Genomic DNA, 23931 nt, shown 5'->3' with positions numbered 1-23931 from the left:
CAGGGCATGCGACTGCTTGTGGTTGAGGACGAGGAGGATCTGGTCGACGCGCTGCGCGTGGGCCTCGTCCGGGCCGGCTACGCCGTGGACACGGCCTACGACGCGCCCTCCGCGCACGAGAAGTTGCAGGTCAACACCTACGACCTGGTCCTGCTCGACCTGAACCTGCCCGGCGGCGACGGCTTCCAGCTCTGCCGGACCGTGCGCTCGACGGGGCAGGGAGTGCGGATCATCATGGTCACCGCCCGCGACCGGCTGGACGACCGCGTCCGCGGCCTCGACGAGGGCGCCGACGACTACCTGGTCAAGCCGTTCGCCTTCCCCGAGCTGCTGGCCCGGGTGCGGGCGCTCCTGCGCAGGGAGGCCGGAGGCGGCACCTCGGTGCTGGAAGTGGGCGGTCTGCGGATCGACACGGCCAGGCTGGAGGTGTCGCTCGACGGCCGGTCGCTGGCGCTGACCCCCAAGGAGTACGGCGTGCTGCACTACCTCATGACCAGGCCCGGCCACGTCGTGTCCGCCGAGGAACTGCTCGAACACGTGTGGGACGAGCACACCGACCCGTTCACCAGCACCGTACGCGTCACGGTCGGCAACCTGCGCCGCAAGCTGCAGGAGGACGGCCTGATCGAGACCGTGATCAGCCGGGGCTACCGGCTCAAGGAGCCGACGTGATCCACACCATCCGCTTCCGGATCACCGTGCTCTACTCGGGCCTGCTGTTCGTGCTGGCCACGCTCGTGCTCGGGGGCATCTACTTCGCCGTCTCCAAGACCACCGACCAGCGCCCGGTCACCACCGAGTTCGCGAAGACCTACAGCGGCAACCAGTACCTGGGCAAGCGCGAGGTGGTCTTCGTGGAGGAGGTGGAGAACGCGGTCAACGTCGAGACGATGGCCACGCTGCGCAACTACTCCCTGCTCACCCTGGCCGGCCTGTACGTCGCCAGCCTGGGCATCGGCTGGGTGCTGTCGGGCCGGGTGCTGCGGCCGGTCCGGTCGATCACCCGTACGACGGAGGAGATCCAGGCCACGGACCTGAAGCGGCGCATCAAGCTGGCCGGCCCGCGCGACGAGCTGAAGGACCTGGCCGACACGATCGACACCATGCTGGACCGCCTGGAGGAGGCGTTCAGCGCGCAGCGCCAGCTCATCGACGACGCCTCGCACGAGCTGCGCAGCCCGCTGACCATCATCCGGGCCAACGTGGACGCCGTCCTGGCCGCCCCCGACGCCAGCGAGGAGGAGCGCACCAGGGCCGTGGCCATCGTGGACCGCGCGACCACCCGCATGACCAGGCTCGTGGAGGACCTGCTGGCCACGGCCAGGCGGCAGGGCACCGCGTTCGCCGACACCGACCTCGACCTGGCCAGGGTGGTGGGGGAGGCGTGCGAGGAGTACGCCACCCCGGCCGCCGCCCGCCAGGTGACGATCACCCGTGACCTGGGCGCCGGGCTGGAGATGACCGGCGACGCCGACGCCCTGCGCCGCTCGGTGGCGAACCTGCTCTCCAACGCCGTCCGCCTCTCGCCGCCGGGCGGCACGATCCGGGTCGCGGCGGGCCGCTGGGAGGGCTGGCTGTGGGTCGCGGTCCGCGACGACGGGCCCGGCCTGGACGACTCCGACCAGGCCCGCGTGTTCGACCGCTTCTGGCGCGGCGAGTCCAGCCGCCGCGACCGCCACACGGGCCTGGGCCTGGCCATCGTCCGCCAGATCGTGGAGTCCCACGGGGGCCGGGTGGCGGTGTTCTCGCGGCTCGGCCAGGGGGCGACGTTCGTGCTCTGGCTGCCGCCCCGCGACGGCGTGCCCGGCACGCCGCCCGAGGACAACCCCCTAGGCTGACCGCCTGCGGCAGACCGCGCGGGTGATGAGGAAGGCCAGCACCGGCAGCACGAACACGGCGACCCGCAGCCCGGCGATGACCAGCTCGTAGGTGTCCTGCGGGACGGTCAGCAGCGCGGCCGGCGCCGGCGGGGGCGGCGGCAGCCCGGGGGCCGAGTGCATCGCGGGCGGAGCCGCCGACACCCACATCCCCGCCCACAACGTGGTGAAGAACGTGATGACCGCCACGCCCAGCGCCGTGCGCACGGGGGCCTGCGAGGGCCGGTCCAGCAGGTGGTGGTGGTCGCCGTCGCCGGTGTAGCGGCGCTCGATGAACGGATAGAACAGCAGCACGCCGAAGAAGGCCAGCAGGACCAGCGGCGGGATCCAGAGCCCGACCTGCAGCACGTACCCGCCGACCGGGATCTCCCACCCCGGCACGATCCGCTGCGCGCCGTCCAGCACCCCCGCGTACCAGAACGGCTGCGCCGACGGCGGGTGCGCCTCCTGCCGGTACGCCCCGTGCTCCCACACCGGGTTGACCTTCACCAGCGTGGCCAGCAGCGCGATGAACCCGATCGTGAACAGCGCCGTGGCCCCGTTCTTGACCGCGAAGTACGGGAAGAACGGCCCGCCGGTGACCTTGCGCTCGTCGGCGGCGGTGGCGCGGCGCTCGGTGTGCTTCTGCCGCCACGTGAGGATGAGCGCGTGCAGCGGCACCACCGCCAGCAGGATGCCGGGCACGAGCAGCACGTGCGTGACGAACAGGCGCGGGATGACCTGGCCGGGGAACGCGCCGTCGAACACGAACGCCGACAGGTACGTCCCCACCAGCGGCACCGACAGCAGCAACCCCTGGCCCTGCCGCAGCCCCGTCATCGCGAGCTGGTCACCGGTCAGCGAGACGCCCAGGAACGACTCGAACAACGCCAGCCCGAACAGCAGCACCCCCAGCATCCACGTCAGCTCGCGCGGCTTCCGGAACGCCCCGGTGAAGAACACCCGGCACATGTGGGCCACGATCGCCAGCACGAACACGGTCGCCGACCAGTGGTGCAGCTGCCGCATCAGGAGCCCGCCGCGCACCTCCAGGCTGATCTCCACGACCGACGTGTAGGCCACGTCGGGGTTCGGTTTGTAGAACAGCGTCAGGAACGTCCCGGTGAGCACCAGCAGCACGAACGAGTAGAGCGCCAGCTCGCCCAGCAGGAACGACCAGTGGCTCGGGAACAGCTTGCGCAGCTGTGGTCGCAGCCAGCGCCCGAACGGCAGCCGCTCGTCGAGGTAGATCGCCGAATCGCGGGCCGTCTTCGCGGAACCGGCGACTATCCGAGCCCGCCGCTTGGGCTGGGTAGGAGTGGCCATGGGGGCCTCCTGATGGGGGTGTGATCCGATTCTGCACCCCCTGCCCGCCTTTCTCAAGAATTGGTGTAAACCAATTGGTCTAATCCAATTTTTCATCTCCCGGTCGTATAATTGGATTAGACCTCTGGAGTGAGGTTTACCAGTACAAACAGCTACCTAAGCGAGGAGTGCAGTTTCATCATCAATTTCACCGGTAGAGTCCGGGACAGAGGCGTTGGATTGGAGCTGTGGTGGCCAAGTACGTTTACGACTTCACCGAGGGCAACAGGAATCTCAAAGATCTTCTCGGCGGTAAGGGTGCGAACCTCGCCGAAATGACCAACCTCGGGCTGCCCGTTCCCCCTGGATTCACGATCACCACCGAGGCGTGCCGCCACTACCTGGCGGAAGGCTCCGTACCGGACGGATTGGACCAGGAGGTCGCCGGGCATCTGGAGGCGTTGGAGTCGCAGATCGGCAGGAGTCTCGGCCAGGCCGACGACCCGCTGCTCGTGAGCGTGCGCTCCGGGGCGAAGTTCTCCATGCCGGGCATGATGGAGACCGTCCTCAACATCGGGCTCAACGACGAGTCCGTGCACGGCCTGGCCAAGCAGGCGGGCGGCAACGAGCGCTTCGCCTGGGACTCCTACCGCAGGCTCATCCAGATGTTCGGCAAGACCGTCCTCGGCATCGACGGCGACCTCTTCGAGCGGGCGCTCGACGCGCTCAAGGGCAAGCGCCAGGACACCGACCTGGACACGGGCGAGCTGCAGGGGCTCGTGGAGACGTACAAGGGGATCGTCCGCGAGCAGACCGGCAAGGACTTCCCGGCCGACCCGCGCGAGCAGATGCGCCTGGCCGTCATGGCCGTCTTCGACTCCTGGAACGCCCCGCGCGCCATCCTCTACCGCCGCCAGGAACGCATCCCCGCCGACCTCGGCACCGCCGTGAACATCATGGCCATGGTCTTCGGCAACTACGGCGACGACTCCGGCACCGGCGTGGCCTTCACCCGCGACCCCGGCTCCGGCCGGCAGGGCATCTACGGCGACTACCTGCAGAACGCCCAGGGCGAGGACGTGGTGGCGGGCATCCGCAACACCATCCCCCTGGAAGACCTGGAGCGCCTCGACAAGGACTCGTACGACGAGCTGCTCGGGATCATGCGGACCCTGGAGAACCACTACCGGGACCTGTGCGACATCGAGTTCACGATCGAGCGCGGCAAGCTGTGGATGTTGCAGACGCGGGTCGGCAAGCGCACGGCGGCGGCCGCCTTCAGCATCGCCACCCAGCTCGTGGACCAGGGCCTGATCACCATGGACGAGGCCGTCACCCGGGTCACCGGCGACCAGCTCGCCCAGCTCATGTTCCCCCGCTTCGACGGCGGAGCGCCCAAGAAGAAGATCGCCAAGGGCATGAACGCCTCGCCCGGCGCCGCCGTGGGCAAGGCCGTCTTCTCCTCCGAACGGGCCGTGGAGCTTTCGGAGCAGGGCGAGGACGTCATCCTCGTCCGCCGCGAGACCAACCCCGACGACCTGGCCGGCATGATCGCCGCCAAGGGCATCCTGACCAGCCGCGGCGGCAAGACCTCGCACGCCGCCGTGGTGGCCCGCGGGATGGGCAAGACATGCGTGTGCGGGGCCGAGGAACTGGAGGTCAGGACGGCCGAGCAGCGCTTCATCGCCCCCGGCGACGTCGTGGTCTCCGAAGGGGACGTCATCTCCATCGACGGGACGACCGGCGAGGTCTTCCTCGGCGAGGTCGCGGTCGTGGACTCGGCCGTGGTCGAGTACTTCGAGGGCGCCGAGCCGGACGACGAGCTCGTACGCGCGGTCGACCGCGTCATGCGGCACGCGGACGGGGCCCGCAGGCTCGGCGTACGGGCCAACGCGGACACCCCGGAGGACGCCGCCCGGGCCCGCCGCTTCGGGGCGGAGGGGATCGGCCTGTGCCGTACGGAGCACATGTTCCTGGGCGAGCGCCGCCAGCTCGTGGAGGACCTGGTCCTGGCCGCGACGGACGAGGACCGCCAGGCCGCCCTGGACGCCCTGGAGCCCCTGCAGAAGTCCGACTTCACCGGCATCTTCCAGGCCATGAACGGCGACCCCGTCACCATCCGCCTGATCGACCCGCCCCTGCACGAGTTCCTCCCCGACATCGTGGATTTGTCGATCAAGGCCGCCAAGGACGAGGCCACGGAGAAGGACCACAAGCTCCTGACGGCGGTCAAGCGCCTGCACGAGCAGAACCCGATGCTGGGCCTGCGCGGCGTACGCCTCGGCCTGGTGATCCCCGGCCTGTTCACCATGCAGGTGCGGGCCATCGCCCAGGCGGCCAAGAAGGTTCCCGGCTCGAAGGCGGAGATCATGATCCCGCTGGTGGCGGCCGTACAGGAGCTGGAGGCGGTACGCGAGGAGGCCGTCAAGATCCTCGCGGACGTGGGCGTCGAGGCCCTGATCGGCACCATGATCGAAGTCCCCAGAGCAGCCCTGACGGCAGGCCAGATCGCGGAGGCCGCCGAGTTCTTCTCCTTCGGCACCAACGACATGACCCAGATGGCCTGGGGCTTCTCGCGGGACGACGTGGAAGCCGCCTTCTTCTCCCGCTACCTCGACCTGGGCATCTTCGGCGTCTCCCCCTTCGAGACCCTGGACCGGGAGGGCGTCGGCCGCCTGATGGAGATCGCGGTGGCCGAGGGCCGCGCGGCCCGACCCGACCTGCACCTGGGGATCTGCGGCGAACACGGCGGCGACCCGGACTCGGTCCACTTCTGCCACGAGGTGGGCCTGGACTACGTGTCCTGCTCGCCGTTCCGCATCCCGGTGGCCCGCCTGGAAGCCGGCCGAGCCGCCCTCGCCGAGACCGACTCCGACACCCGCTAGGAGACCCTCCGGGCCCCTCTGGGGTCCGGCCCCAACTGCGAGGACCTCGCATCGGGGGCGCTGCGCGCCTTGCGATGGCTCGGGCCCTGCCTCCCAGGGGCTCCGCCCCTTCGACCCCGCAACTGCGCGGTCCTCGCCTTCGGCTCGGGCGTTTCTTCATGCCCCCACACGTGGGCTGGTTACCGGCTTGGCCCCCTACGCCCGCCCGGAAAAGCCCGCTCGCTACGCTCGCCAGTCCCCACCCGTGGGGTGGTTACCGGCTGGGCCGCCTATGCCCGCCCGGGAAGGCCCGCTCGCTACGCTCGCCGGTCCCCACCCGTGGGGTGGTTACCGGCTGGGCCGCCTATGCCCGCCCCGAGTGGACCTCGCTTCGCTCGGGCTCCGTCCGCTCCGGGCCTCGCGGCTCCGCCATGAGCCCCGGGAGCGGTCGGATCGTGCGCCAAGCACGATCAAACAGCCCGCCTGCCCGAGAGCCTCAACCGTGGGCACAGCCAAGCCGCACACCCAGCACCAATGATCACCATTGACACCCCCACCACGGCATCCCCCGGCAAACTGGCACCCATGACCCGCCTGGAAACCGAACGCCTCATCATGCGCCCTCTCACCGGAGCGGACTTCGACGACTACGCAGCCATGCTGTCCGACCCCGAGGTAGCCGGAGGGCTCGCAGAGTCGGTTGGCACCGCGCCGGCGGATGCCTGGCGGAGCCTGGCCACCTTCATCGGCCACCGGGAGATCCGTGGCTACTCACACTGGGCGCTGGTGGAGAAGGCAACCGGCGAGTTCGTCGGCCGCGCCGGACCTTGGCAGCCGTACGGATTCCCCGGGCTGGGCGTCGGCTGGTGCCTGGCGCGTAAGCACTGGGGCAAGGGTTATGCCACGGAGGCCGCGCGGGCCGCGCTCCAGTACTGTTTCGAGGAACTCGGAGCCGGCGAAGTGATCTCCCTCATCCTGCCCGGAAACGAACGCTCCATCTCGGTCGCCGAACGCATCGGTCACCGGCATCTACACGACATCACCTACCGGCACCAGCAGGTCCATCTTTACGGGCAGTCAGCGTGACACCGAGAGGTAGTTGTTCCCGGGATCTTCAGGCGATGTCGGCCGTCAAAGCCTGAACAAGAGAACCCGTACCGACGAGAAGACACGGAGCAATTCGTCTCCCTGGGTAATCGAGAAGGTCGTGGGGGCGGTGCGGATTTCGGAATAGCCGGGCCAAGATGGCGGTCAATGGGGTGCGGTCACCGCGGGGTGAGCCGGATCACCGGGTATTGACGCTCGGACTTGCTCTGGTACTTCGCGATGCGGGGCTGGGCGGCGGCGATGAGCTGCCAGGCTTCCTCGCGGTCGGCGCCGTCGAGCCGGTGCGGCGTCACCGGCATGGCCTCGCGGCCGGGCAGTTCGATCGAGGTCCGGTCGGGGTGCGCCATGAGGTTGGCGTGCCAGTCCGGGTGCCGGCTTCCGCCGCCCGATGCGACGATCAGCCAGGAGTCCTCGCCGTCGGCGAACCACGCCACGGGCGTTTCCCGCGGCTGCCCGCTCCGGCGGCCCACCGTGTTGAGGATCAGCACGTTCATGCCCATGAACGTGCCGTTGCCGCGGCGGATCTTGCGGTTCATGCGGGCGTTCGCTCTGTTCTGCATCCACCGTGAGAACGCCCCGGGCGTACCGGGCTTGCGTCCTGCGGGACTGCTTGCCTGCTGGTTCTGGGCCATGGGTTACCTCCGGTGAGTCCATCCGTCTCGCGACACCGAACGCCGTCGGGAGGCGCTCGCACGACCGCGTACCGCGCCTGGCCCCTGCCGTACCGGACGCCGGTTCCCGGCCGGCCACACGGCTGGGTCGCGCCGTCAGCGGCGACCCGACGGGAACGCCGGCCCTGGTCGGTGATCTGGCGTCAGGGGAGAGCGACGGCCATGTCGCCAACGTTAGGCGGCGGCACCCTGGCCTTGCTTCTCCATTCCTGACCGGTCCGGTGGCGGACCGTTCCACGCCCATGGCCGGTGTAAGCGATCATCTGAAGCTTCAGGTCGGCTGCGATCCGTCCAGACGGATATCCATGCGCACGGCGTGGTCGAAAGCCGCAATTCGCCAAACCCCGATGTTAGGATACGACCGGCGCTATTCGTCCCTCCGACGAGCAGAGCCGCCTGGACTCGCTGGCTTGGACCGCCTACTACACCGCTGCCCTCACCGATCCGGCGCTCGCTGCGGCCGGGCTGACGCTACCCAACGCACTGGAGAACTTTCTCACCGCACGGCTTGCCGCCGCGCAGCAGGCCGGGGAGATCGACTCCGATCGTGACCCGCGTACCGAAGTTGTTGCCCTTCTGGCTCTCGCCAACGGCCTGACCTCCAGCGTCCTCAGCCGGCAGCGCAGCCACGAGGCCGCCGCCGCGATCATCGACTACTACCTGGACCGCCTGTTCGGGCCGGCGTCCACGCTCCGGCCGCCACCGGGCTGAGCCGATGACCCCGGCAGCAGCCAGGAAGGCGCTCGACGGCGAATCCCACGGCCTCAGCTGAAACCCTCGCCGGAAAGGGCGCCGTTCCCCTCACCTGATCGCCCGTCATCGACCTTCACATGGCCGTCTTACTGAGAATCTCATGGTGGCCGGCCTGGCTCAGGCTGGCCGCCCCTTGGAGAAGTGCCTGACCGTCCACAGTCAAGCCGGACGTGCCCGTCGTTCCGACGAACGGCGCCGCAAGGCTCGCGGGTCCGACGGTCGCCGCCGTCCGCAGGATGTTTGCCGGTCGCATAGTGCCCCTCATGCCGCGTTGGCTCACTGTCTGATCAGGGACCAAGTGCAGAGGTGCCGGAGGCGAGGCCCGGTCAGGGCAGGTCGTGGCGCACCAGGACCTTGGCGAACGGCTCGCCGGTCCTGCGGGCGTAGGCCATTCGCGCCCGCACTTCGCCGAGCGTGCGCGGGCGGTAGCCGGGGCCGCCGCAGCAGCTCTTGTGGAAGCGGACGCCCGCGTGCAGCAGGGGAGTGAGCACGCGCCAGGCCGCCGCGTCCCGCCGAGGCGGGGCGGCGAAGGCGGAGCCGACGTGGATCAGCGGCTCGGCGCAGCGCGGGCATCGCCGGTCCCGGTGGCGGGGGCCGGCCGGGTAGGGCTGCTTGTACGAGGACCGGCAGGGCAGGCAGACGAAGGACGTCTTCGCGTGGGCCATGTGATCAGCGTAGACCGCCGCCCCGGCCCGGAACGACCGGGTTCTGACCAGCGACTCTCGAAAGAGTCATGGCGAGTGGGAGCGCGGAAAGCCGATCGCGAAGGGCTCAGGAAAGCGGAGGCTCGTCGTTCCAGTCGGCGGGGGTGACCGTGCCGGAGAGCCAGTCCCGGCGCAGGATCGCGTAGCCGATCGAGTCGTACCGTTTCCCGTCCGGGCTCGGCCAGGCCTCGCGATAGTGCGACTCCTTCACATAGCCGCTCCGCCGGAACACGGTCCGCATGGCGTGGTTGTCCTGCCGGGTGTTCCCCTCGATGCGCGTGACCTCGGGGAACTCCCTGAAGAGGTAGGAGGTCAGCCAGGCGACCGCCGCCGTCCCGAGCCCTTGCCCCCGCCACGCCTTCCGTACCCGCAGGTCGAACATGGGCGTGTCGTCGGTGAGGTCCTGCAGGCGCACCAGCCCGGCCCGCTCCCCGTTCGCGAGCAGCCAGAAAGTCCGGCTCTCCCCGTCGTCGTAGAGCCCCTCGGCGGCCCGGCGCCTGATCGCCTCCGCCTCCTGGACGCTCGCGTGGAAGGGCCATTCCTCGCCGGTCAGGAAATCCACCAGCGCCTCGGTGTCGTCGCGGGCCGAGAATCTCGGGAACTCGATGTGCACGCACCCGATCATCCTGATGGCCGGCGCCCGCCGTCCAGCCATTTATCTCACGGTCGGATGGTGGTCAGGCCGTCCATCGTGAGGTCGAGGAGGCGTTCGGCCTGTTTCCGCTGCTCCGGCCGGCCCGTGGACAGTGCGACGCCGGCCAGGGCGGCGTACAGGTCGTCCGGTCCGAGGTCCGACCGGATCACCCCGGCCGCCACCCCGGCGTCCAGCAGGAGCTTCAGGGTGGACAGCAGCATCTCCCGGCTCTGCGCGTACGGGTTGACGCCCGACTCGACGACGGCCCGCAGGGCCTCCGCCATGCCCAGCTTGGCCGAGGCGTAGTCGATGAAGCGGCCCATCCACGCGCGCAGCGCCTCCTGCGGCGGCAGCGCGGCCAGCAGGTCGGGGGCGGCCTCGCACAGCCGGGCCAGCTCGTTGCGGTAGGCGGCCTCGATGAGGAGCTCGCGGGTGGGGAAGTTGCGGTAGAGGGTGCCGGTGCCCACCCCCGCCTCCTTGGCGATGCGCTCCAGATGGGCGTTCAGGCCCTCTTCCGCGAACACGCGGACCGCGGCGGTGAGGATCTTGTCCCGGTTGCGCCGCGCGTCAGCGCGCAGTGGCCGCTCGCTCTCCCCGCTCACTGCGTCTTCCCCGCTCACTGCGTCTCCTCGGGCGTCACTGCATCTCCTCGGTCATCAACCGGTCTCTCCCTCGGTTGCTAAGTGGAGGCGCGCCCATTTATGGTGGAAGCTAAGCGGCGGCGCCTCCGCTTCTTCAGTCTATGCGAAAGAGGATCTCACCATGGGAATCGACGGCAAGGTCGTCGCGATCACGGGCGCGAGCAGCGGGATCGGCGAGGCCACGGCGCTGCTGCTGGCCGAGCGGGGTGCCCGGCTGGTGCTCGGGGCGCGCCGGGTGGAACGGCTGGAGGAGCTGGTCCGCCGGGTCGAGAAGGCGGGCGGCGAGGCCGTCTGCGTGCGTACGGACGTCAAGCGGCGCGAGGACCTGGCCGCGCTCGTCGGGCTGGCCCGCGAGCGGTACGGCCGGCTCGACGTGCTCGTGAGCAACGCCGGGATCGGGCCGATCTCGCCGCTCGACGACCTGCGCGTCGATGACTGGGACGAGATGATCGACGTCAACCTCAAGGGCGTCCTGTACGGGATCGCGGCCGCGCTGCCGGTGTTCCGCGGCCAGGGGTTCGGGCACTTCGTCAACGTGGCGTCCACGGCGGGGCTCCGGATCGTCCCGAATCAGGTCGTCTATGCCGGGACGAAGACGGCCGTCCGGGTCATCTCCGAGGGGCTGCGGCAGGAGGCCGGCGACAAGCTGCGGGTGACGATCGTGTCGCCGGGCTTCATCCGTACGGAGTTCATCGACGGGGTGCCGAACCCGGAGGTGCGAGCCGAGCTCGCCGTCTCCCGGGACACGTTCGCCATCTCGCCCGACGCCGTCGCCCGCGCCATCGCGTACGCGATCGAGCAGCCGGCCGAGGTGGACGTGAGTGAGGTCGTCGTGCGGCCCACCGCGCAGGCGTGAGCGACCCCGGTCATACGACCCACCGCCCAGGCGTGAGCGGCCCGGTGGTGCGGCCCCGCCCGGGATGCGCGGGCGGGGCCGGTCACCGGGGATGTACCGGGCCGGAGCGGGTCAGCTCACGGTCACGGTGTGCAGGAGGTTGTTCAGGCCGGTGGCGGCCTCCCAGGTGCCCTGGTTGGCGAGCCGGATGGAGTATTCGGGCCGGGACGAGAGCTGCGGGTCGGGCAGGTTGAGGAACAGCGCGTAGGTGCCGGCGGCCATCGACGCGGGCAGGGTGACCGTCTGCGTGATGGTGCTGGTGGCGCCCGCCGCCCACTTGCGCGGGTCGGCGGTGAGCGGGAAGCGGTGGACCGCCGAGGTGGCGGTGTTGCGCAGCACCAGCTCCAGGCCGCGCGGGTTGAAGGGGGAGGCGTACCCGTCGTTCTTGAGGGTGATGCTGACCGGCAGGCCGCCGCCCCGGGAGGCCGTGGCCGGGTACGTGCCGCTCTGCAGGGCGAACCGGTAGCCGAGGCTGCGGGTGATCTCGGCCAGGCAGCCGCCGGTGCTCCAGGAGCCGAGCACGCCGGTGTGGTAGTCGGTGTTCAGGTAGGAGTAGTGGAAGCGGGACAGCTCGTCCTTGGCCGTCGGGCAGTCGGAGCGGGGCGGGTTGGGGTTGCAGGTCTCGCCGCCCATGGCGACGTACGCGGTGTCGGAGGCCAGGTAGGGATACTCGACGGCGGTGTTCTCGTAGGTGCCGTAGTCGTCGGGGCTGGCCAGGAAGCAGTCGTTGTGGTGCCCGAGCCGCGCCAGGGCCGAGCCGTTGTGGGCCTGGCCGGAGGTCACGGGGCTGGTGGAGTACATCGTGCGCTTGAACTTCGGCGTGCGCAGCTGCACCATCCGCGTGGAGGGCAGGACGCTGAGCAGCTTGTCGACCACGGCCTTCCGGTTGGCCCAGTCCGTCGCGGTCACCGTGCCGGCGTTGCCGAAGTTCTGGGTGTAGTACCACTCGCCCCAGGCCCCGATGAACCCGGCCTGCATGAGGTAGATGACGTCCCTGTTGGCGCTCAGGTACGGCGCGAGCTGGTCGAGGTGGGCGAGCACCCGGTCCTTGGCCGCGTCGGCGCCGTCCGTGGAGGTGGTGTACGCGAAGCGCAGGACCATCTTCAGCCCCGCCGCCCGTACGGTGTCGAGCTGCTGCCGCAGCTGGTCCAGCGCGGCCTGGCTGATCGGGGTGGTCCTGAACTCGGCGAGGTAGAACACGCACATGACCAGCGAGATGTTCTGGCTGGTGCGGTAGCCCTGGAGGGTGGCGAGGGCGAAGTCGTTCTTGTCGCAGTCGCCGGTGTGGTGGTAGAGGCCGCGCTCGGGGTTGGCGAAGTCGGCGTTGGTGGACGTGTACGTCACGGTGCCGCCACCGCCGCCCCCACTGTAAACATGCGTGTACTTGGCGGAGGTCTCCAGCGGCGACTCGACCTGGAAGACGAGGTCGGCGTCGTTCGGCGTGGTGCTCTCGCCGATGTCCGCCCGGGGGATCGTCCACCTGGCCGTCCCGCCGGAGGCGGAGTACGTGGCCGCGCCCACGAGCGTCCAGCTCCAGCCGCCGCCGTTGTGGCGGTAGAGGGAGGCGTTCTCCAGTAAGTAGTCGGCGCCCACGCCGCCCTGGGCGAAGCCGGTCGCGGGGTTGCGGTCGGTGTCGATGTAGGTGCGTGCGTAGGCGGGGCTGCCGGTGTAGCCGAACTGGTACGTCACGGTGGTGGCCGTGTTGGTGGCCGACTGGCCGGTGATGGCGGCCAGTGCGGCTGACGGCGCGACGAGGACCGACGCGCACAGGAAGAGGAGGAGGGTGAGGCTGCGTGCGAGCTTGGGCATGGGGCTCCTAGGCAAGCCGGCGGATCACTTGCGACTAATCATGGAGTCCATGTGAATTAAGTCAAGACCTGGCAGCGGACGAGCCCGGGGGAACGGGCGTAGGCCCTCGATAATCAGGGAGTCCACACTAATCTCGGTGCTGGTGGGCCCATACCGGGCCGGTGGCTCGCGATCGGGGGCCCTCGGCCTCGATCCAGGCGTGCGCGGCGAACGGAGGCGCCCGACAGGCCCACCGCGACCACCGCGTCCCGCGCCGCCCCGGCCTGCACGCGCCGGACCCCGCCTCACCGGCCGCCGATGAGACCCGTGCCGTCCGGGACGGCCCGCTCGTCGCGGACCACGTCCGTCGCCTTTGCGGTAAGAGGACTTACCGGATTCGCTCCGACCTCCCACGCAGCTGGAAGTAGGTGTTCCTCACCTGAGGTGGCCATCCATGTTGCCCGCCGTCACGACGAGCCGCGCGGCCCCGTCGCACCCGCCGACGATCACCGCCCCGGGCCGGGTCTGCTCCACCCAGCGGTCCGGCACGGTGGACAGCGCGAGCACCCGGTCGTACGGCCCGCGCTCCGGGCATCCGCGCGAGCAGTCGCCGACGACCAGGTGCGGGCGGATCCCGGCGGCGGCCAGGTTCCGGCCGGCCGCCTCCGCCACCCCGGTGTCCTCCTCGATCGACGTCACGCTCCCCGACTCGCCCGCCAGCCGGCAGAGCAGCGCGGTGATCCACCCGCTGCCCGTCCCCACTTCGAGCACCCGCTGCCCGGGGCGGAGGTCGAGGCGTTCGAGCAGGTCGACGACGGCGCTGGGGGCGGGGTTCACGCACCTGTACGCGGCGCCGCCGGCGCCCTGGTGCAGCGGGGTGGCGATGGGCATCCCGGAGTAGACGGCGTCCCACCAGCCGGGCGGATCGGTGTCGCGGTCGATCGGCACGGCGTCGCCGTCGTCGTCGAGCGCCAGGCCGAGAGAGGGCACGAACCAGTGGCGGGGCACCTTCCGCAGCGCCTGCGCGATCGCGCCGGTGGCGGGCTGGCGGCGCTCGGCGATTCCCGCGATCATCGACTCGAGCCGCCAGGCGATGTGCGGCAGCATCGCTGAGCCTCGCCGGGTTCCGCCGTCATGCCTGCTCACAGCGCCTCCTTTATGCGGGCGAATGCTAAGGGTGACCGTATGGCCACCGATCGCAGCCTGGCAAGGCGCTCGGGAAAACCCGTTGGAGCTCGCTCGCCGTGCGCGAACTCGGATGCCCGTTCGGCTCGGATGTCATAGAGTCACTTTCCGTGAACATTGCGTCATCAGGGGGCCTCGCGGATCGGGCAAGCTGGTGCACATGACCGAAACGCACCTCCCCGGCGGGTTCGTGAACGCCGTCGTCCGCGTCGGTGACACCGTCCGCCGCCCGCCCGCGCGACGGGCCGCGTTCGTGCATGACCTGCTCGGCCTGTTCGAGCGGGCGGGCTGGCCGGGCGCGCCGCGCTTCCTCGGCTCCGACGAGCGGGGGCGGGAGATCCTGAGCTACGTGGACGGCCACGTGGCCTGGGAGGAGGTCCAGCCGGACGCCGTCGCCTCCGACGAGAGCCTGGCGCGGGTCGCCGAGCTGGTGCGCGAGTTCCACGACCTGACCGCCGGCACGCCGCCGGCCGGCGACGGAGAGGTCGTCTGCCACAACGACCTCTCCCCGAAGAACACCGTCTACCGGGACGAAGGGTCAGGGCTGCGCCCGGTCGCGTTCATCGACTGGGACATCGCGGGCCCGGGGCGGCGGATCCACGACGTGGCGCACGTCTGCTGGCAGTACGCCGCCCTGCGGCCCGGCGCGGAGCCGGGCGCGGCGGCCCGGAGGGTGCGGGTGATCTGCGACGCCTACGGCCTGGCGGAGCGGGGCGAGGTGGTGGAGACGGTCCTGTGGTGGCAGGACCGGTGCCGGCGCGGCATCGAGGCCGACGCGGCGGCCGGCCTGCCGCACGCGGTCAGGCTGCGCGCGGACGGCGTGGTCGCGCAGGTCCGGGCCGCCCACGACTGGGTCACCCAGCACCGCGCCGACCTCGAACGCGCCCTCGCCTAGTGCGCCACCGCCGCCCTGGGACGCGCGCTCGCCCCCCACTGCGCCCCTGCCGCCCTGGGACGCGCGCTTGCCTAGTGTGCCACCGCCGGGCCGGCCTGCAGCGCGGGCACCGCCGCGGGGGCGGCCTGCTCGATCGGGACGTAGTCGTGGCGCATCCCGTGGTCGCCCAGCCATCGCCGCAGCCCGCCCACCGCCGCCGGGTTGGCCGCCACCTGGGCCGCGTACTCCGACAGCGCCACCTCCTCCCCGTCGTCGAACAGCAGCCGCGCCGGCCCCGACCAGGACAGCGTCCACCTGGCCTCGCCGAGCTGGATGAGCACCGCCTCCAGCGCCTGCCCCAGCACCCCGGCCAGCAGCGTCTCCGACGGGCTCCAGCCGTGCTCCAGCAGCTGCGCCTCCAGCTCGGCCTGGCGCCCCCGTGCGATGGCCTCGAACGCCGCGTCCAGGTACGGCCGCGAGGCCCCCATCACCTGCTGCCCGGCCACCGCCAGGTCGTGCAGGGCGTCGGCGTTGCGGCCGGCGTACATGCCGTGCGCGATCAGCTCCTCCCACGGCACCGGCCGCAGCGTCGCCAGCGCCTCCGGCGACCACATCGACTGCTCGACCGCCTGCACGGCCACGTTCGCGTCGAGCAGCAGCGTCAGGGCCGAGCGCGGGTCCGGCACGTGCTGCGGCTCCGGCAGGTGCTCGATCGCCGTGAGGCGCTCGAGCAGGCTCGGGTGGGAGTCGTACGGGGAGACCTCCTCCGGCTGCTCGCTCAGCCTGGCGAGCTCGGCCTGGCGGTCGGGGTCGCTCATGAGCGCGTGGAAGCCCCCGAACACCGCCGCCGGCCTGGTCCCGCCCGCGCCCGTCAAGGCCAGGTAGTTGTTGACGTACAGGTCCCAGCCCACCGCGGTGGAGTGGATCTTGCGCAGGGCGCCGGCCATGGCCTGCCGGCCGCCGATCGCGACGGCGAGCTGGTCGGCCTCCAGCTCCTGCTTGCGGGAGACGGCCTGCGAGACCCGGAGGTAGAGCTTGGCGTACCAGGTGAACAGGCGCTGGATGAACGGGTGGTTGCCCAGGCTCCGGACGGTGGCGATGAGCGAGACGCGGCCCCGGTAGACCGGCGCCCCCAGGCGGGTGTGCGCGCCGCTGTAGTGCCCCAGCTCGTGCCCGAGCACCGCGCGCATCTCGTCCACCGTGAGCGTCTGCAGCAGCGGCAGCCCGATGAACATCCGCCGCCGCGTCGCCCTCAGCCCCAGCCACCGCGTGTCCTCCGACACGGCCGCGTTCACCTCCGCGACCAGGCGGATCTCGTCCGGCGGGGCCGTGCGCACGCGGTGGGCGAGCTCCTCGACCGTCTGCCACAGCACCGGCTCGTGCTCGCGCCCGACCGGCACGCCGGGCTGCTCGCCGTTCCGGCGGCGGCTGACCATGATCAGGGCCCGGACCAGCGCGCCAGCCGCCAGCGTGAGCACGATGGCGAACTTGATCGTGTTGGCGTGGAAGTCGACGAGGAGCATGACGTCGATGAAGATCGCGGTGGCCAGGATGAGGCCGACCAGCACGTAGAAGCCGGCGAGCAGGGTAAAAGCCAGCACTGCTCGGAACGCTGTCGTCATGGGGGAGGGCTCCCGGGGAAGGGGTTCTCGCGAGGCTTGACACTAGCGGAGACATGAAACTGGATAAAATCACTTCACAGATGCCGTATTACGACGAGCATGACCAAGAGCGTTGGGTTCCGGAACTTCCCGGCAATCCGGAACGCGCCGCGTTCGAACGCGACCGCGCCCGTGTCCTGCACAGCGCCGCACTCCGCAGACTGGCGGCGAAGACGCAGGTCGTGGGCCCCGGAGAGACGCTCGGCGGCGGCCAGCACATCCCCCGCACCCGGCTGACCCACTCTCTCGAATGCGCCCAGGTGGGCCGTGAGATGGGCGCCACCCTCGGTGTCGACCCCGACCTGGTGGAGACCGCCTGCCTGGCCCACGACCTGGGGCATCCGCCGTTCGGGCACAACGGGGAGGTGGCGCTCAACGCGCTGTCGTCGTCGTGCGGCGGCTTCGAGGGCAACGCGCAGAGCCTGCGCCTGCTCACCCGGCTCGAGGCCAAGGTGCTCACCGAGGACGGCCGCAGCGCGGGCCTCAACCTGACGCGCGCCGCGCTCGACGCCTCCATCAAGTACCCGTGGACGTGCGACAAGGCGGCCAAGTTCGGCGTGTACGACGACGACCTGCCGGTGTTCGAGTGGATCAGGGAAGGGGCGCCGGAAGGACGGGTGAGCTTCGAGGCGCAGATCATGGACTGGGCCGACGACGTCGCCTACTCCGTACACGACCTCGAGGACGCCCTGCACTCCGGCCACGTCACCCCGGAGGCGCTCCAGTCGCCCGTCGAGCGCACCCAGGTGTGCGAGATCACCCGCACCTGGTACGCCCCCGGCGCCGACCCGAACGAGCTGGAGGAGGTCTTCGCCAAGCTGATCGCCGACCCGCTCTGGCCCCGCCGCTTCGAGGCCACGCTCGCCGACCTGGCCGGCCTCAAGGCGCTCACCAGCGGCCTCATCGGCCGCTTCTGCCAGTCCGCGCAGACCGCCACCAAGGAGGTGTACGGCTCCCGCCACCGCGCCGACCTGGTCGTCCCGCACGCCACCAGGCTGGAGTGCGCGCTGCTCAAGGGCGTCACCGCCCACTACGTCATGACCACCAAGGACCACAACGCCAACCAGGCCAGGCAGCGCGACCTCATCACCGAGCTGGCCTCCCTGATCACCCTCGGCGCCCCCGGCACGCTGGAGCCCGCCTTCCGGCCGGCCTTCCTGGAGGCCAGGGACGACGCCGCCCGCGTACGCGTGGTGATCGACCAGATCGCCTCGCTCACCGACACCTCGGCGGTGGCCTGGCACCGGAGGCTCTCCCGCTGACCAAAGGTTCGTCAACGAGCCAGGTCGCCTGACACAACCGGCTTTCCCGACGACCTCAGTGGGCGGATACTGCGCCCATGGCCACATTTGTGATCGTCGGAGCCGGGCTGGCCGGAGCCAAGGCAGCGCAGACGCTGCGCGAGGAGGGCTTCGACGGAGAGATCGTGCTCATCGGCGCGGAGACCGAACGGCCCTACGAGAGACCTCCCCTGTCCAAGGACTATCTCCAGGGCAGGAGCGAGCGGGACGGCATCTTCGTCCACGCCCCCGACTGGTACGCGGACAACGGCGTGGATCTGCGGCTCGGCCTGCGGGTCACGCGGATCGAGCTAGATCATCACCTGGTCCGGCTCGGGGACGGGTCGCGCCAGCCGTACGACAAGTTGCTCGTCGCGACCGGCGCGGTGCCCAGACGCCTGCCCGGGCCCGCGTACTACCTGCGTACCGTCGAGGACAGCGAGGCGCTCAAGGCCCGCTTCACCGAGGGCTCCTCGGTGCTCGTCGTCGGCGCGTCCTGGATCGGGCTGGAGACGGCCGCGGCGGCGCGTACGGCCGGCTGCGAGGTCACCGTCGTCGAGCCCGAGCCCACGGCGCTCAACCGGGCGCTCGGCCCCGAGCTGGGCGGCCTGTTCGCCCGCCTGCACGCGAGCAAGGGCGTGGAGCTGCGCTTCGGCACGGCCGCCGCGGAGATCACCGAGACCGGCGTGCGGCTCAGCTCCGGCGAGCGGCTGACCGCCGACCTCGTCGTGGTCGGCATCGGCGCCGCGCCGGAGGTCTGGCTCGCCCGCGACGCCGGGCTCGACGTCGGCCAGGGCATCCTCACGGACGCCGCCCTGCGCACCTCGCACCCCGACGTGTTCGCGGCGGGCGACGTCGCGGAGTTCTTCCACCCGTCGTACGACCGCCGCATCCGGGTGGAGCACTGGGCCAACGCCCTGCACGGCGGCCCGGTCGCCGCCAGGTCCATGCTCGGCCAGGACGTGGCCCACGACATGCTCCCGTACTTCTTCACCGACCAGTACGACCTGGGCATGGAGTTCTCCGGCGACATCGAGGGCCACGACGAGATCGTCTACCGGGGTGACCCCGAGAGCCTGGAGTTCATCGCCTACTGGCTGCGCGGCGGCCGGGTGGTCGCCGGCATGAACGTCAACGTCTGGGACGTCGTCGACGAGATCCAGGAGCTCATCAAGTCGGGCGTCATCGTTGACCAAAAGGAGCTATCGACGGGGTGACGGTGACGACACCGTCGTCGTCCTGCTTCTTGGTGGTCTGGGGCCGCGGGGTCTTGCTGGCCTGCGGCACCTTCTTCGACGTGCACTGCACCGTGCACCTCGGTGTCTCGCCGAGCTTGCCGCGCAGCTCCAGCGTCTCCTCCCTGGGGGAGAGCGTACGGTTGCCCTTCTGCCAGGCGTCGAGGTAGTCCCACGGCTTGACCATGCCCCGGCGTACCCACCAGAAGGCCGGGCCGGTCTTCCACGAGATCGCGAAGTAGAGGTTCGGCCCGGTGTCGCGGGCGTTGCCCGTCGTGCCCACCCGGCCGAGCAGCTGGCCCCCCTTGACCCGGACGCCCGGCCTGATGCCGTCGGCCACCGAGTCGAGGTGGCCGCCGAGGTAGCGGACGCCGTCGTCACCGATGATGGTGACGAACCTGCCCTCGCGGTCGGCCCCCGCGTCCGTGGCGGGGCTCCACCGGTTCTGCAGGTTCACCTCGTCCACGACCCCGTCGACGGGCGCCACGAACGCGCACCCCTGACCGGCCCAGATCGTCGTCTTGGGCAGCACGAGCAGCTTGCGCTGGTAGGTCGTCTTGCAGTCCTTCACGGGGAACGTGTAGGTGTGTTTCGACAGCTTCGGCGGCGGCACCTTGACCGGGTCCTCGCCCGCGGGCGGCTGCTCGGCCGCCTGGTGCTCGGGGGTCGGGCTGGGGATCGTGGCGGTGACCGCCGGGGTGCCCGTGATCGGGGCCGTGGTGGGCGAGCCGGCGCTGACCCCCGCCAGTCCTGTCGTCTGGGTGCAGGCAGCGGTCAGCAGCACGGCGCCCGTGACGGCCGCCCATCGTCCGATATGCCCCGATCGCATGATCTCCACCCGTGTCACCGTTTCCACCGACAACCTTTACCTTTGTAGCCGACCGGCGGACCTCGCATAACCGCTTTCCCCCTTTAGCAGCCCAGAGGTAACCCTCGCCTTCCTCCCCGCTTCCCATGCCGGGGACACCCGAGGAGGCGGGAACCGTCGGTGGGGCCGAATAGACTCACCGGCGTGGCTGGCCGGATCCGTGATGTCGACATCGCGCTCGTACGCGAGCGTTCACCCATCGCCGACGTGATCGGCGAGCACATCCAGTTGCGCAACGCCGGAGGCGGCAACCTCAAGGGGTTGTGCCCGTTCCACGACGAGAAGAGCCCGTCGTTCAACGTCACCCCCGAGCGCGGGATGTTCTTCTGCTTCGGCTGTTCCGAAGGCGGCGACGTGATCACGTTCGTCGAGAAGATCGAGCACCTGTCGTTCGGCGAGGCCGTCGAGCGGCTGGCGCAGCGGGCCGGGATCCAACTCCAGTACGAGCAGGGCGGCTACGTTCCCAGGCGCGACCACGGCGAGCGGGCCAGGCTGATCGAGGCGCACCGGGTGGCGGCCGAGTTCTACGCCGACAAGCTGATGGCGCCCGACGCGGCGCCCGGGCGGCGGTTCCTGTCGGAGCGCGGGTTCGAGCGGGCCGACGCGGAGATGTTCGGGGTCGGCTACGCGCCCGCCGAGTGGGAGGCGCTCAGCCGCCATCTCCTGGGGCGCGGCTTCAGCGCCGACGAACTGGTGAAGGGCGGGCTGGTCAAGGAGGGGCGGCGGGGGCCGATCGACCGGTTCCGGGGGCGGCTGATCTGGCCTATCCGGGATGCTACGGGCGATGTGATCGGCTTTGGTGCACGGAAGTTGCTTGATTCCGATGATGGCCCGAAATATCTGAATACGCCTGACTCGCCGCTTTACAAGAAGAGCCAGGTGCTTTATGGCATTGATCTTGCGAAACGGGAGATCTCCAAGCGGGCGCAGGCGGTGATCGTCGAGGGATACACCGACGTGATGGCCTGCCATCTCGCCGGGGTGCCGACCGCCGTGGCCACCTGCGGCACCTCGTTCGGCGAGGAGCACATCAAGATCCTGCGGCGGTTCCTGCTCGACCAGGCCGAGTTCCGGGGGGAGGTCATCTTCACCTTCGACGGCGACGCGGCGGGGCAGAAGGCGGCGCTGCGGGCGTTCGCCGACGAGCAGAAGTTCGTCACGCAGACCTACGTGGCGGTGCAGAGCGACGGGCTCGACCCGTGCGATCTGCGCATCAAGCAGGGCGACGCGGCCGTGCGGGATCTGATCGCGAGCCGGGAGCCGCTGTTCCAGTTCGCGATCAGGAGCACGATCTCCCGCTACGACCTGCGCAGCAACGAAGGCAAGATCGCCGCCCTCGACGCCGCCGCGCCGATCGTGGCCGGGATCAAGGACGTGGGGCTGCGTAAGCGCTACGCCATCGACCTGGACCGGTGGCTGGGGTTCATGGACGAGCGGTTCGTCATGCAGCGCATCTCCGAGGTGTCCGGCGCCCAGCAGGGCCGCCGCCAGCGCGCCCCCCAGGCGGCGCCGCTCGACCCGAGCGTGCGCGTGGAGGGTGAGCTGCTCAAACTGGCCGTGCAGCGCCCGGCTCTGCTCGGGCCCCGCTTCGACGCGCTCGACCCGCAGGCCTTCACGGCTCCCGACCACGTCGCCCTGCACAAGGTGATCACCGCGGCCGGCGGCCTCACGGCGGCCGGGCACGGCGGGCGCGAGTGGGTGGACCGGCTGCTGGAGCACGCGCACGAGGAGGGGGCGCGGGGGCTGGTGACCCGGTTCGCGGTGGAGCCGATCCAGGCCGACGCCCACGCCGAGGAGCGCTATGCCGGGGCGATGCTGGCGGCCATCGAGGCCATCGCGGTGGATCGGGCCATCGCGCAGGTGAAGTCGCGGATCCAGCGGCTGAATCCGGTGGAGGAGCAGCAGGAGTACAACAAGCTGTTCGGGGAGCTGGTGGCGCTGGAGCAGCAGCGCCGGGTCCTGCGCGACCGCGCCGCCGGAAGCTGACCTCCCGCCGGGGCGAGGGCGGCGCCTGCCCCCGGCACATCGGCCCCGCGCCCGGTCACGGTGAGCGCGTGGGCCGCGACGTGGCGGAGCGCGGCACCCCGCCCGCGGGGTGCATCCCGCCGCCCGTTGGTAACAGTTCGGCGGCGATCGCAAGCGGCAAACCAGGGTGGTTGACCAGGAAATTTGGTGCGGTCCAACATGCGACAAAGCGGGAGGACAACGCCATCCGGGCAGCGAAAGAGTTGCGTCCGACCTGAGAGCGTCGCCGGGCGCGTGAATCCAGACCGCGTAATTGACTTTACTTTCCTGATCAAACTCGGGCTAAACCTTATAGCGATCTCAATTCGGTAAGGACGATCGTCTTACCTTCGGTGACAAAAATGGGTCTGCCATTTGATGGAACCAATACTGCAGACTGTCTCCCGTGGGTGCATCGGTGCTGCCAAGCGGGCCGCCATCGGTAGATCAGGTGGCGGACCTCGTCGCGAAGGGAAGGGAGCGCGGAAGCGTAACCGTCGATGACGTCGCAGCCGCGCTTGACCGATCAGAGTTGCCGTCCGACGCGCTGGAACGCGTCGTGCGGATGCTCGCCGAGAACGGCGTGGAGGTCCTCGAGCCCCAGGGCGACGAGGAGTCCACCCGCGCCGATGAGGAAGACGTAGGCAAGCGGGCGCCGACCAGCGATCTTGTCCGTATTTATCTGCGGGAGATCGGCCGTGTGCCACTGCTGACCGCCGAGGAGGAGGTGGAGCTCGCCAAGTCGATCGAAGCCGGCCTGTTCGCCGAGGACAAGCTGGCCAACGGGGTCTCGCGTCTGGCCTTCCCGGAGTTCAGGGAGCTCGTCTGGCAGGGCACCCGAGCCAAACAGCGGCTCATCGAAGCCAACCTCAGGCTCGTGGTGTCGATCGCCAAGCGGTACGTGGGCCGCGGAATGTTGTTCCTGGACCTGATCCAGGAGGGCAACCTCGGGCTCATCCGGGCGGTCGAGAAGTTCGACTACACGAAGGGCTACAAGTTCTCCACCTACGCCACCTGGTGGATCAGACAGGCGATCACCCGGGCGATCGCCGACCAGGCTCGTACGATCCGCATCCCGGTGCACATGGTGGAGACCATCAACAAGCTCGTCAGGGTGCAGCGCCAGCTCCACCAGGACCTCGGCCGCGAGCCGATCCCCGAGGAGATCGCCAAGGAGATGGATCTCCCTGTCGATCGCGTGGTGGAGATCCAGCGCATCGCCCAGGAGCCCGTGTCGCTGCAGTCGCCGATCGGCGAGGAGGACTCCGACCTCGGAGACTTCATCGAGGATGCCGACGCTGTCGTGCCCATGGAGGCCGCGGCCTTCATCATGCTGCAGGACCAGCTCGACGACATCCTCGCCACGCTGTCCGACCGCGAGCAGCGCATCATCCAGCTCCGCTTCGGCCTGGCCGACGGGCATCCGCGCACGCTGGAGGAGGTGGGCAGGGAGTTCGGCGTCACGCGGGAGCGCATCCGCCAGATCGAGTCGAAGACGCTGGCCAAGCTCCGCCACCCGACGCGCGCGCAGATGTTGCGGGACTACCTGGACTGACCCCGCGAAGCACGTGGACGCCGGCCCGGGTGGCACCTAGCCGCCCGGGTC

20 protein-coding genes are annotated in these 23931 nt (G+C 70.2%); 11 read left to right on the top strand and 9 right to left on the bottom strand.

Going from position 1 to position 23931, the window contains the following annotated elements:
* The first annotated feature begins 6 nt into the window (after window positions 1-6).
* Entirely contained in the window at window positions 7-672 is a 666-nt protein-coding gene (locus tag ACBJ59_RS20760) for a response regulator transcription factor (protein ID WP_364134313.1), read from the top strand.
* On the top strand, window positions 669-1838 hold the full coding sequence (locus tag ACBJ59_RS20755; protein ID WP_375111856.1) for a sensor histidine kinase: 1170 nt from the start codon (window positions 669-671) through the stop codon (window positions 1836-1838). Before ACBJ59_RS20760 ends, ACBJ59_RS20755 begins: the two co-directional genes overlap by 4 nt.
* On the opposite strand, the gene ACBJ59_RS20750 is transcribed toward ACBJ59_RS20755, so the two are convergent.
* Window positions 1830-3182, bottom strand: a complete 1353-nt coding sequence (locus ACBJ59_RS20750) for a cytochrome bc complex cytochrome b subunit (protein WP_375111855.1) — start codon at window positions 3180-3182, stop codon at window positions 1830-1832. The genes ACBJ59_RS20755 and ACBJ59_RS20750 overlap by 9 nt on opposite strands.
* Window positions 3183-3412: 230 nt before the next feature.
* Between ACBJ59_RS20750 and ppdK the strand changes: the two genes are divergently transcribed.
* Both ppdK and ACBJ59_RS20740 read left to right on the top strand, forming a co-directional pair.
* Window positions 3413-6046: a pyruvate, phosphate dikinase gene (gene ppdK, locus ACBJ59_RS20745; protein ID WP_375111854.1), complete on the top strand. Its 2634-nt coding sequence runs from the start codon at window positions 3413-3415 to the stop codon at window positions 6044-6046.
* Between the two features lie 513 nt (window positions 6047-6559).
* Entirely contained in the window at window positions 6560-7111 is a 552-nt protein-coding gene (locus ACBJ59_RS20740) for a GNAT family N-acetyltransferase (RefSeq protein WP_375111853.1), read from the top strand.
* A 179-nt stretch (window positions 7112-7290) separates the two neighbouring features.
* On the opposite strand, the gene ACBJ59_RS20735 is transcribed toward ACBJ59_RS20740, so the two are convergent.
* Window positions 7291-7692, bottom strand: a complete 402-nt coding sequence (locus ACBJ59_RS20735; RefSeq protein ID WP_375111852.1) for a nitroreductase family deazaflavin-dependent oxidoreductase — start codon at window positions 7690-7692, stop codon at window positions 7291-7293.
* 480 nt (window positions 7693-8172) lie between these two features.
* Here ACBJ59_RS20735 and ACBJ59_RS20730 point away from each other — a divergent pair, with 480 nt between their 5' ends.
* The gene (locus tag ACBJ59_RS20730) at window positions 8173-8514 is read left to right on the top strand and encodes a TetR family transcriptional regulator C-terminal domain-containing protein (protein ID WP_375111987.1); all 342 of its coding nucleotides are present in this window, start codon (window positions 8173-8175) and stop codon (window positions 8512-8514) included.
* Window positions 8515-8882: 368 nt separating this feature from the next.
* On the opposite strand, the gene ACBJ59_RS20725 is transcribed toward ACBJ59_RS20730, so the two are convergent.
* The 3 genes from ACBJ59_RS20725 to ACBJ59_RS20715 all read right to left on the bottom strand — a co-directional run bounded on the left by ACBJ59_RS20725 (window position 8883) and on the right by ACBJ59_RS20715 (window position 10514).
* Window positions 8883-9221, bottom strand: coding sequence for a hypothetical protein (locus tag ACBJ59_RS20725; RefSeq protein WP_375111851.1), 339 nt, complete (start codon window positions 9219-9221; stop codon window positions 8883-8885).
* A gap of 106 nt (window positions 9222-9327) precedes the next feature.
* Window positions 9328-9915 (bottom strand): GNAT family N-acetyltransferase, encoded by a 588-nt coding sequence (locus ACBJ59_RS20720; RefSeq protein ID WP_375111850.1) that lies wholly within the window; start codon window positions 9913-9915, stop codon window positions 9328-9330.
* A gap of 5 nt (window positions 9916-9920) precedes the next feature.
* Entirely contained in the window at window positions 9921-10514 is a 594-nt protein-coding gene (locus ACBJ59_RS20715; protein ID WP_375111849.1) for a TetR/AcrR family transcriptional regulator, read from the bottom strand.
* A gap of 142 nt (window positions 10515-10656) precedes the next feature.
* Between ACBJ59_RS20715 and ACBJ59_RS20710 the strand changes: the two genes are divergently transcribed.
* Window positions 10657-11391: an SDR family oxidoreductase gene (locus ACBJ59_RS20710; protein ID WP_375111848.1), complete on the top strand. Its 735-nt coding sequence runs from the start codon at window positions 10657-10659 to the stop codon at window positions 11389-11391.
* Window positions 11392-11502: 111 nt separating this feature from the next.
* Here ACBJ59_RS20710 and ACBJ59_RS20705 read toward each other — a convergent pair whose 3' ends face one another.
* Both ACBJ59_RS20705 and ACBJ59_RS20700 read right to left on the bottom strand, forming a co-directional pair.
* Window positions 11503-13239, bottom strand: coding sequence for a DUF4832 domain-containing protein (locus tag ACBJ59_RS20705; RefSeq protein ID WP_375111847.1), 1737 nt, complete (start codon window positions 13237-13239; stop codon window positions 11503-11505).
* A 414-nt stretch (window positions 13240-13653) separates the two neighbouring features.
* Entirely contained in the window at window positions 13654-14364 is a 711-nt protein-coding gene (locus ACBJ59_RS20700; protein ID WP_375111846.1) for a protein-L-isoaspartate O-methyltransferase, read from the bottom strand.
* A gap of 199 nt (window positions 14365-14563) precedes the next feature.
* Here ACBJ59_RS20700 and ACBJ59_RS20695 point away from each other — a divergent pair, with 199 nt between their 5' ends.
* The gene (locus ACBJ59_RS20695; protein WP_375111845.1) at window positions 14564-15298 is read left to right on the top strand and encodes a phosphotransferase; all 735 of its coding nucleotides are present in this window, start codon (window positions 14564-14566) and stop codon (window positions 15296-15298) included.
* Between the two features lie 71 nt (window positions 15299-15369).
* Here ACBJ59_RS20695 and ACBJ59_RS20690 read toward each other — a convergent pair whose 3' ends face one another.
* On the bottom strand, window positions 15370-16899 hold the full coding sequence (locus ACBJ59_RS20690) for a M48 family metallopeptidase (RefSeq protein WP_375111844.1): 1530 nt from the start codon (window positions 16897-16899) through the stop codon (window positions 15370-15372).
* A gap of 80 nt (window positions 16900-16979) precedes the next feature.
* Between ACBJ59_RS20690 and ACBJ59_RS20685 the strand changes: the two genes are divergently transcribed.
* Window positions 16980-18200 (top strand): deoxyguanosinetriphosphate triphosphohydrolase, encoded by a 1221-nt coding sequence (locus ACBJ59_RS20685; RefSeq protein ID WP_375111843.1) that lies wholly within the window; start codon window positions 16980-16982, stop codon window positions 18198-18200.
* 77 nt (window positions 18201-18277) lie between these two features.
* A complete protein-coding gene (locus ACBJ59_RS20680; protein ID WP_375111842.1) occupies window positions 18278-19435 on the top strand; it encodes an NAD(P)/FAD-dependent oxidoreductase in 1158 nt (385 codons plus the stop codon).
* On the opposite strand, the gene ACBJ59_RS20675 is transcribed toward ACBJ59_RS20680, so the two are convergent.
* On the bottom strand, window positions 19401-20282 hold the full coding sequence (locus tag ACBJ59_RS20675; RefSeq protein ID WP_375111841.1) for a M23 family metallopeptidase: 882 nt from the start codon (window positions 20280-20282) through the stop codon (window positions 19401-19403). The two genes, ACBJ59_RS20680 and ACBJ59_RS20675, sit on opposite strands and share 35 nt — an antisense overlap.
* 183 nt (window positions 20283-20465) lie before the next feature.
* Here ACBJ59_RS20675 and dnaG point away from each other — a divergent pair, with 183 nt between their 5' ends.
* Together dnaG and rpoD are read left to right on the top strand one after the other, a co-directional pair.
* Entirely contained in the window at window positions 20466-22307 is a 1842-nt protein-coding gene (gene dnaG / locus ACBJ59_RS20670; RefSeq protein WP_375111840.1) for a DNA primase, read from the top strand.
* A 469-nt stretch (window positions 22308-22776) separates the two neighbouring features.
* Window positions 22777-23880 (top strand): RNA polymerase sigma factor RpoD, encoded by a 1104-nt coding sequence (gene rpoD / locus ACBJ59_RS20665; RefSeq protein ID WP_241563834.1) that lies wholly within the window; start codon window positions 22777-22779, stop codon window positions 23878-23880.
* Window positions 23881-23931: the final 51 nt, after the last annotated feature.

The organism is Nonomuraea sp. MTCD27, from assembly GCF_041950495.1.
GTDB lineage: Bacteria > Actinomycetota > Actinomycetes > Streptosporangiales > Streptosporangiaceae > Nonomuraea.
This window is presented reverse-complemented; position numbering and strand designations above follow the sequence as displayed.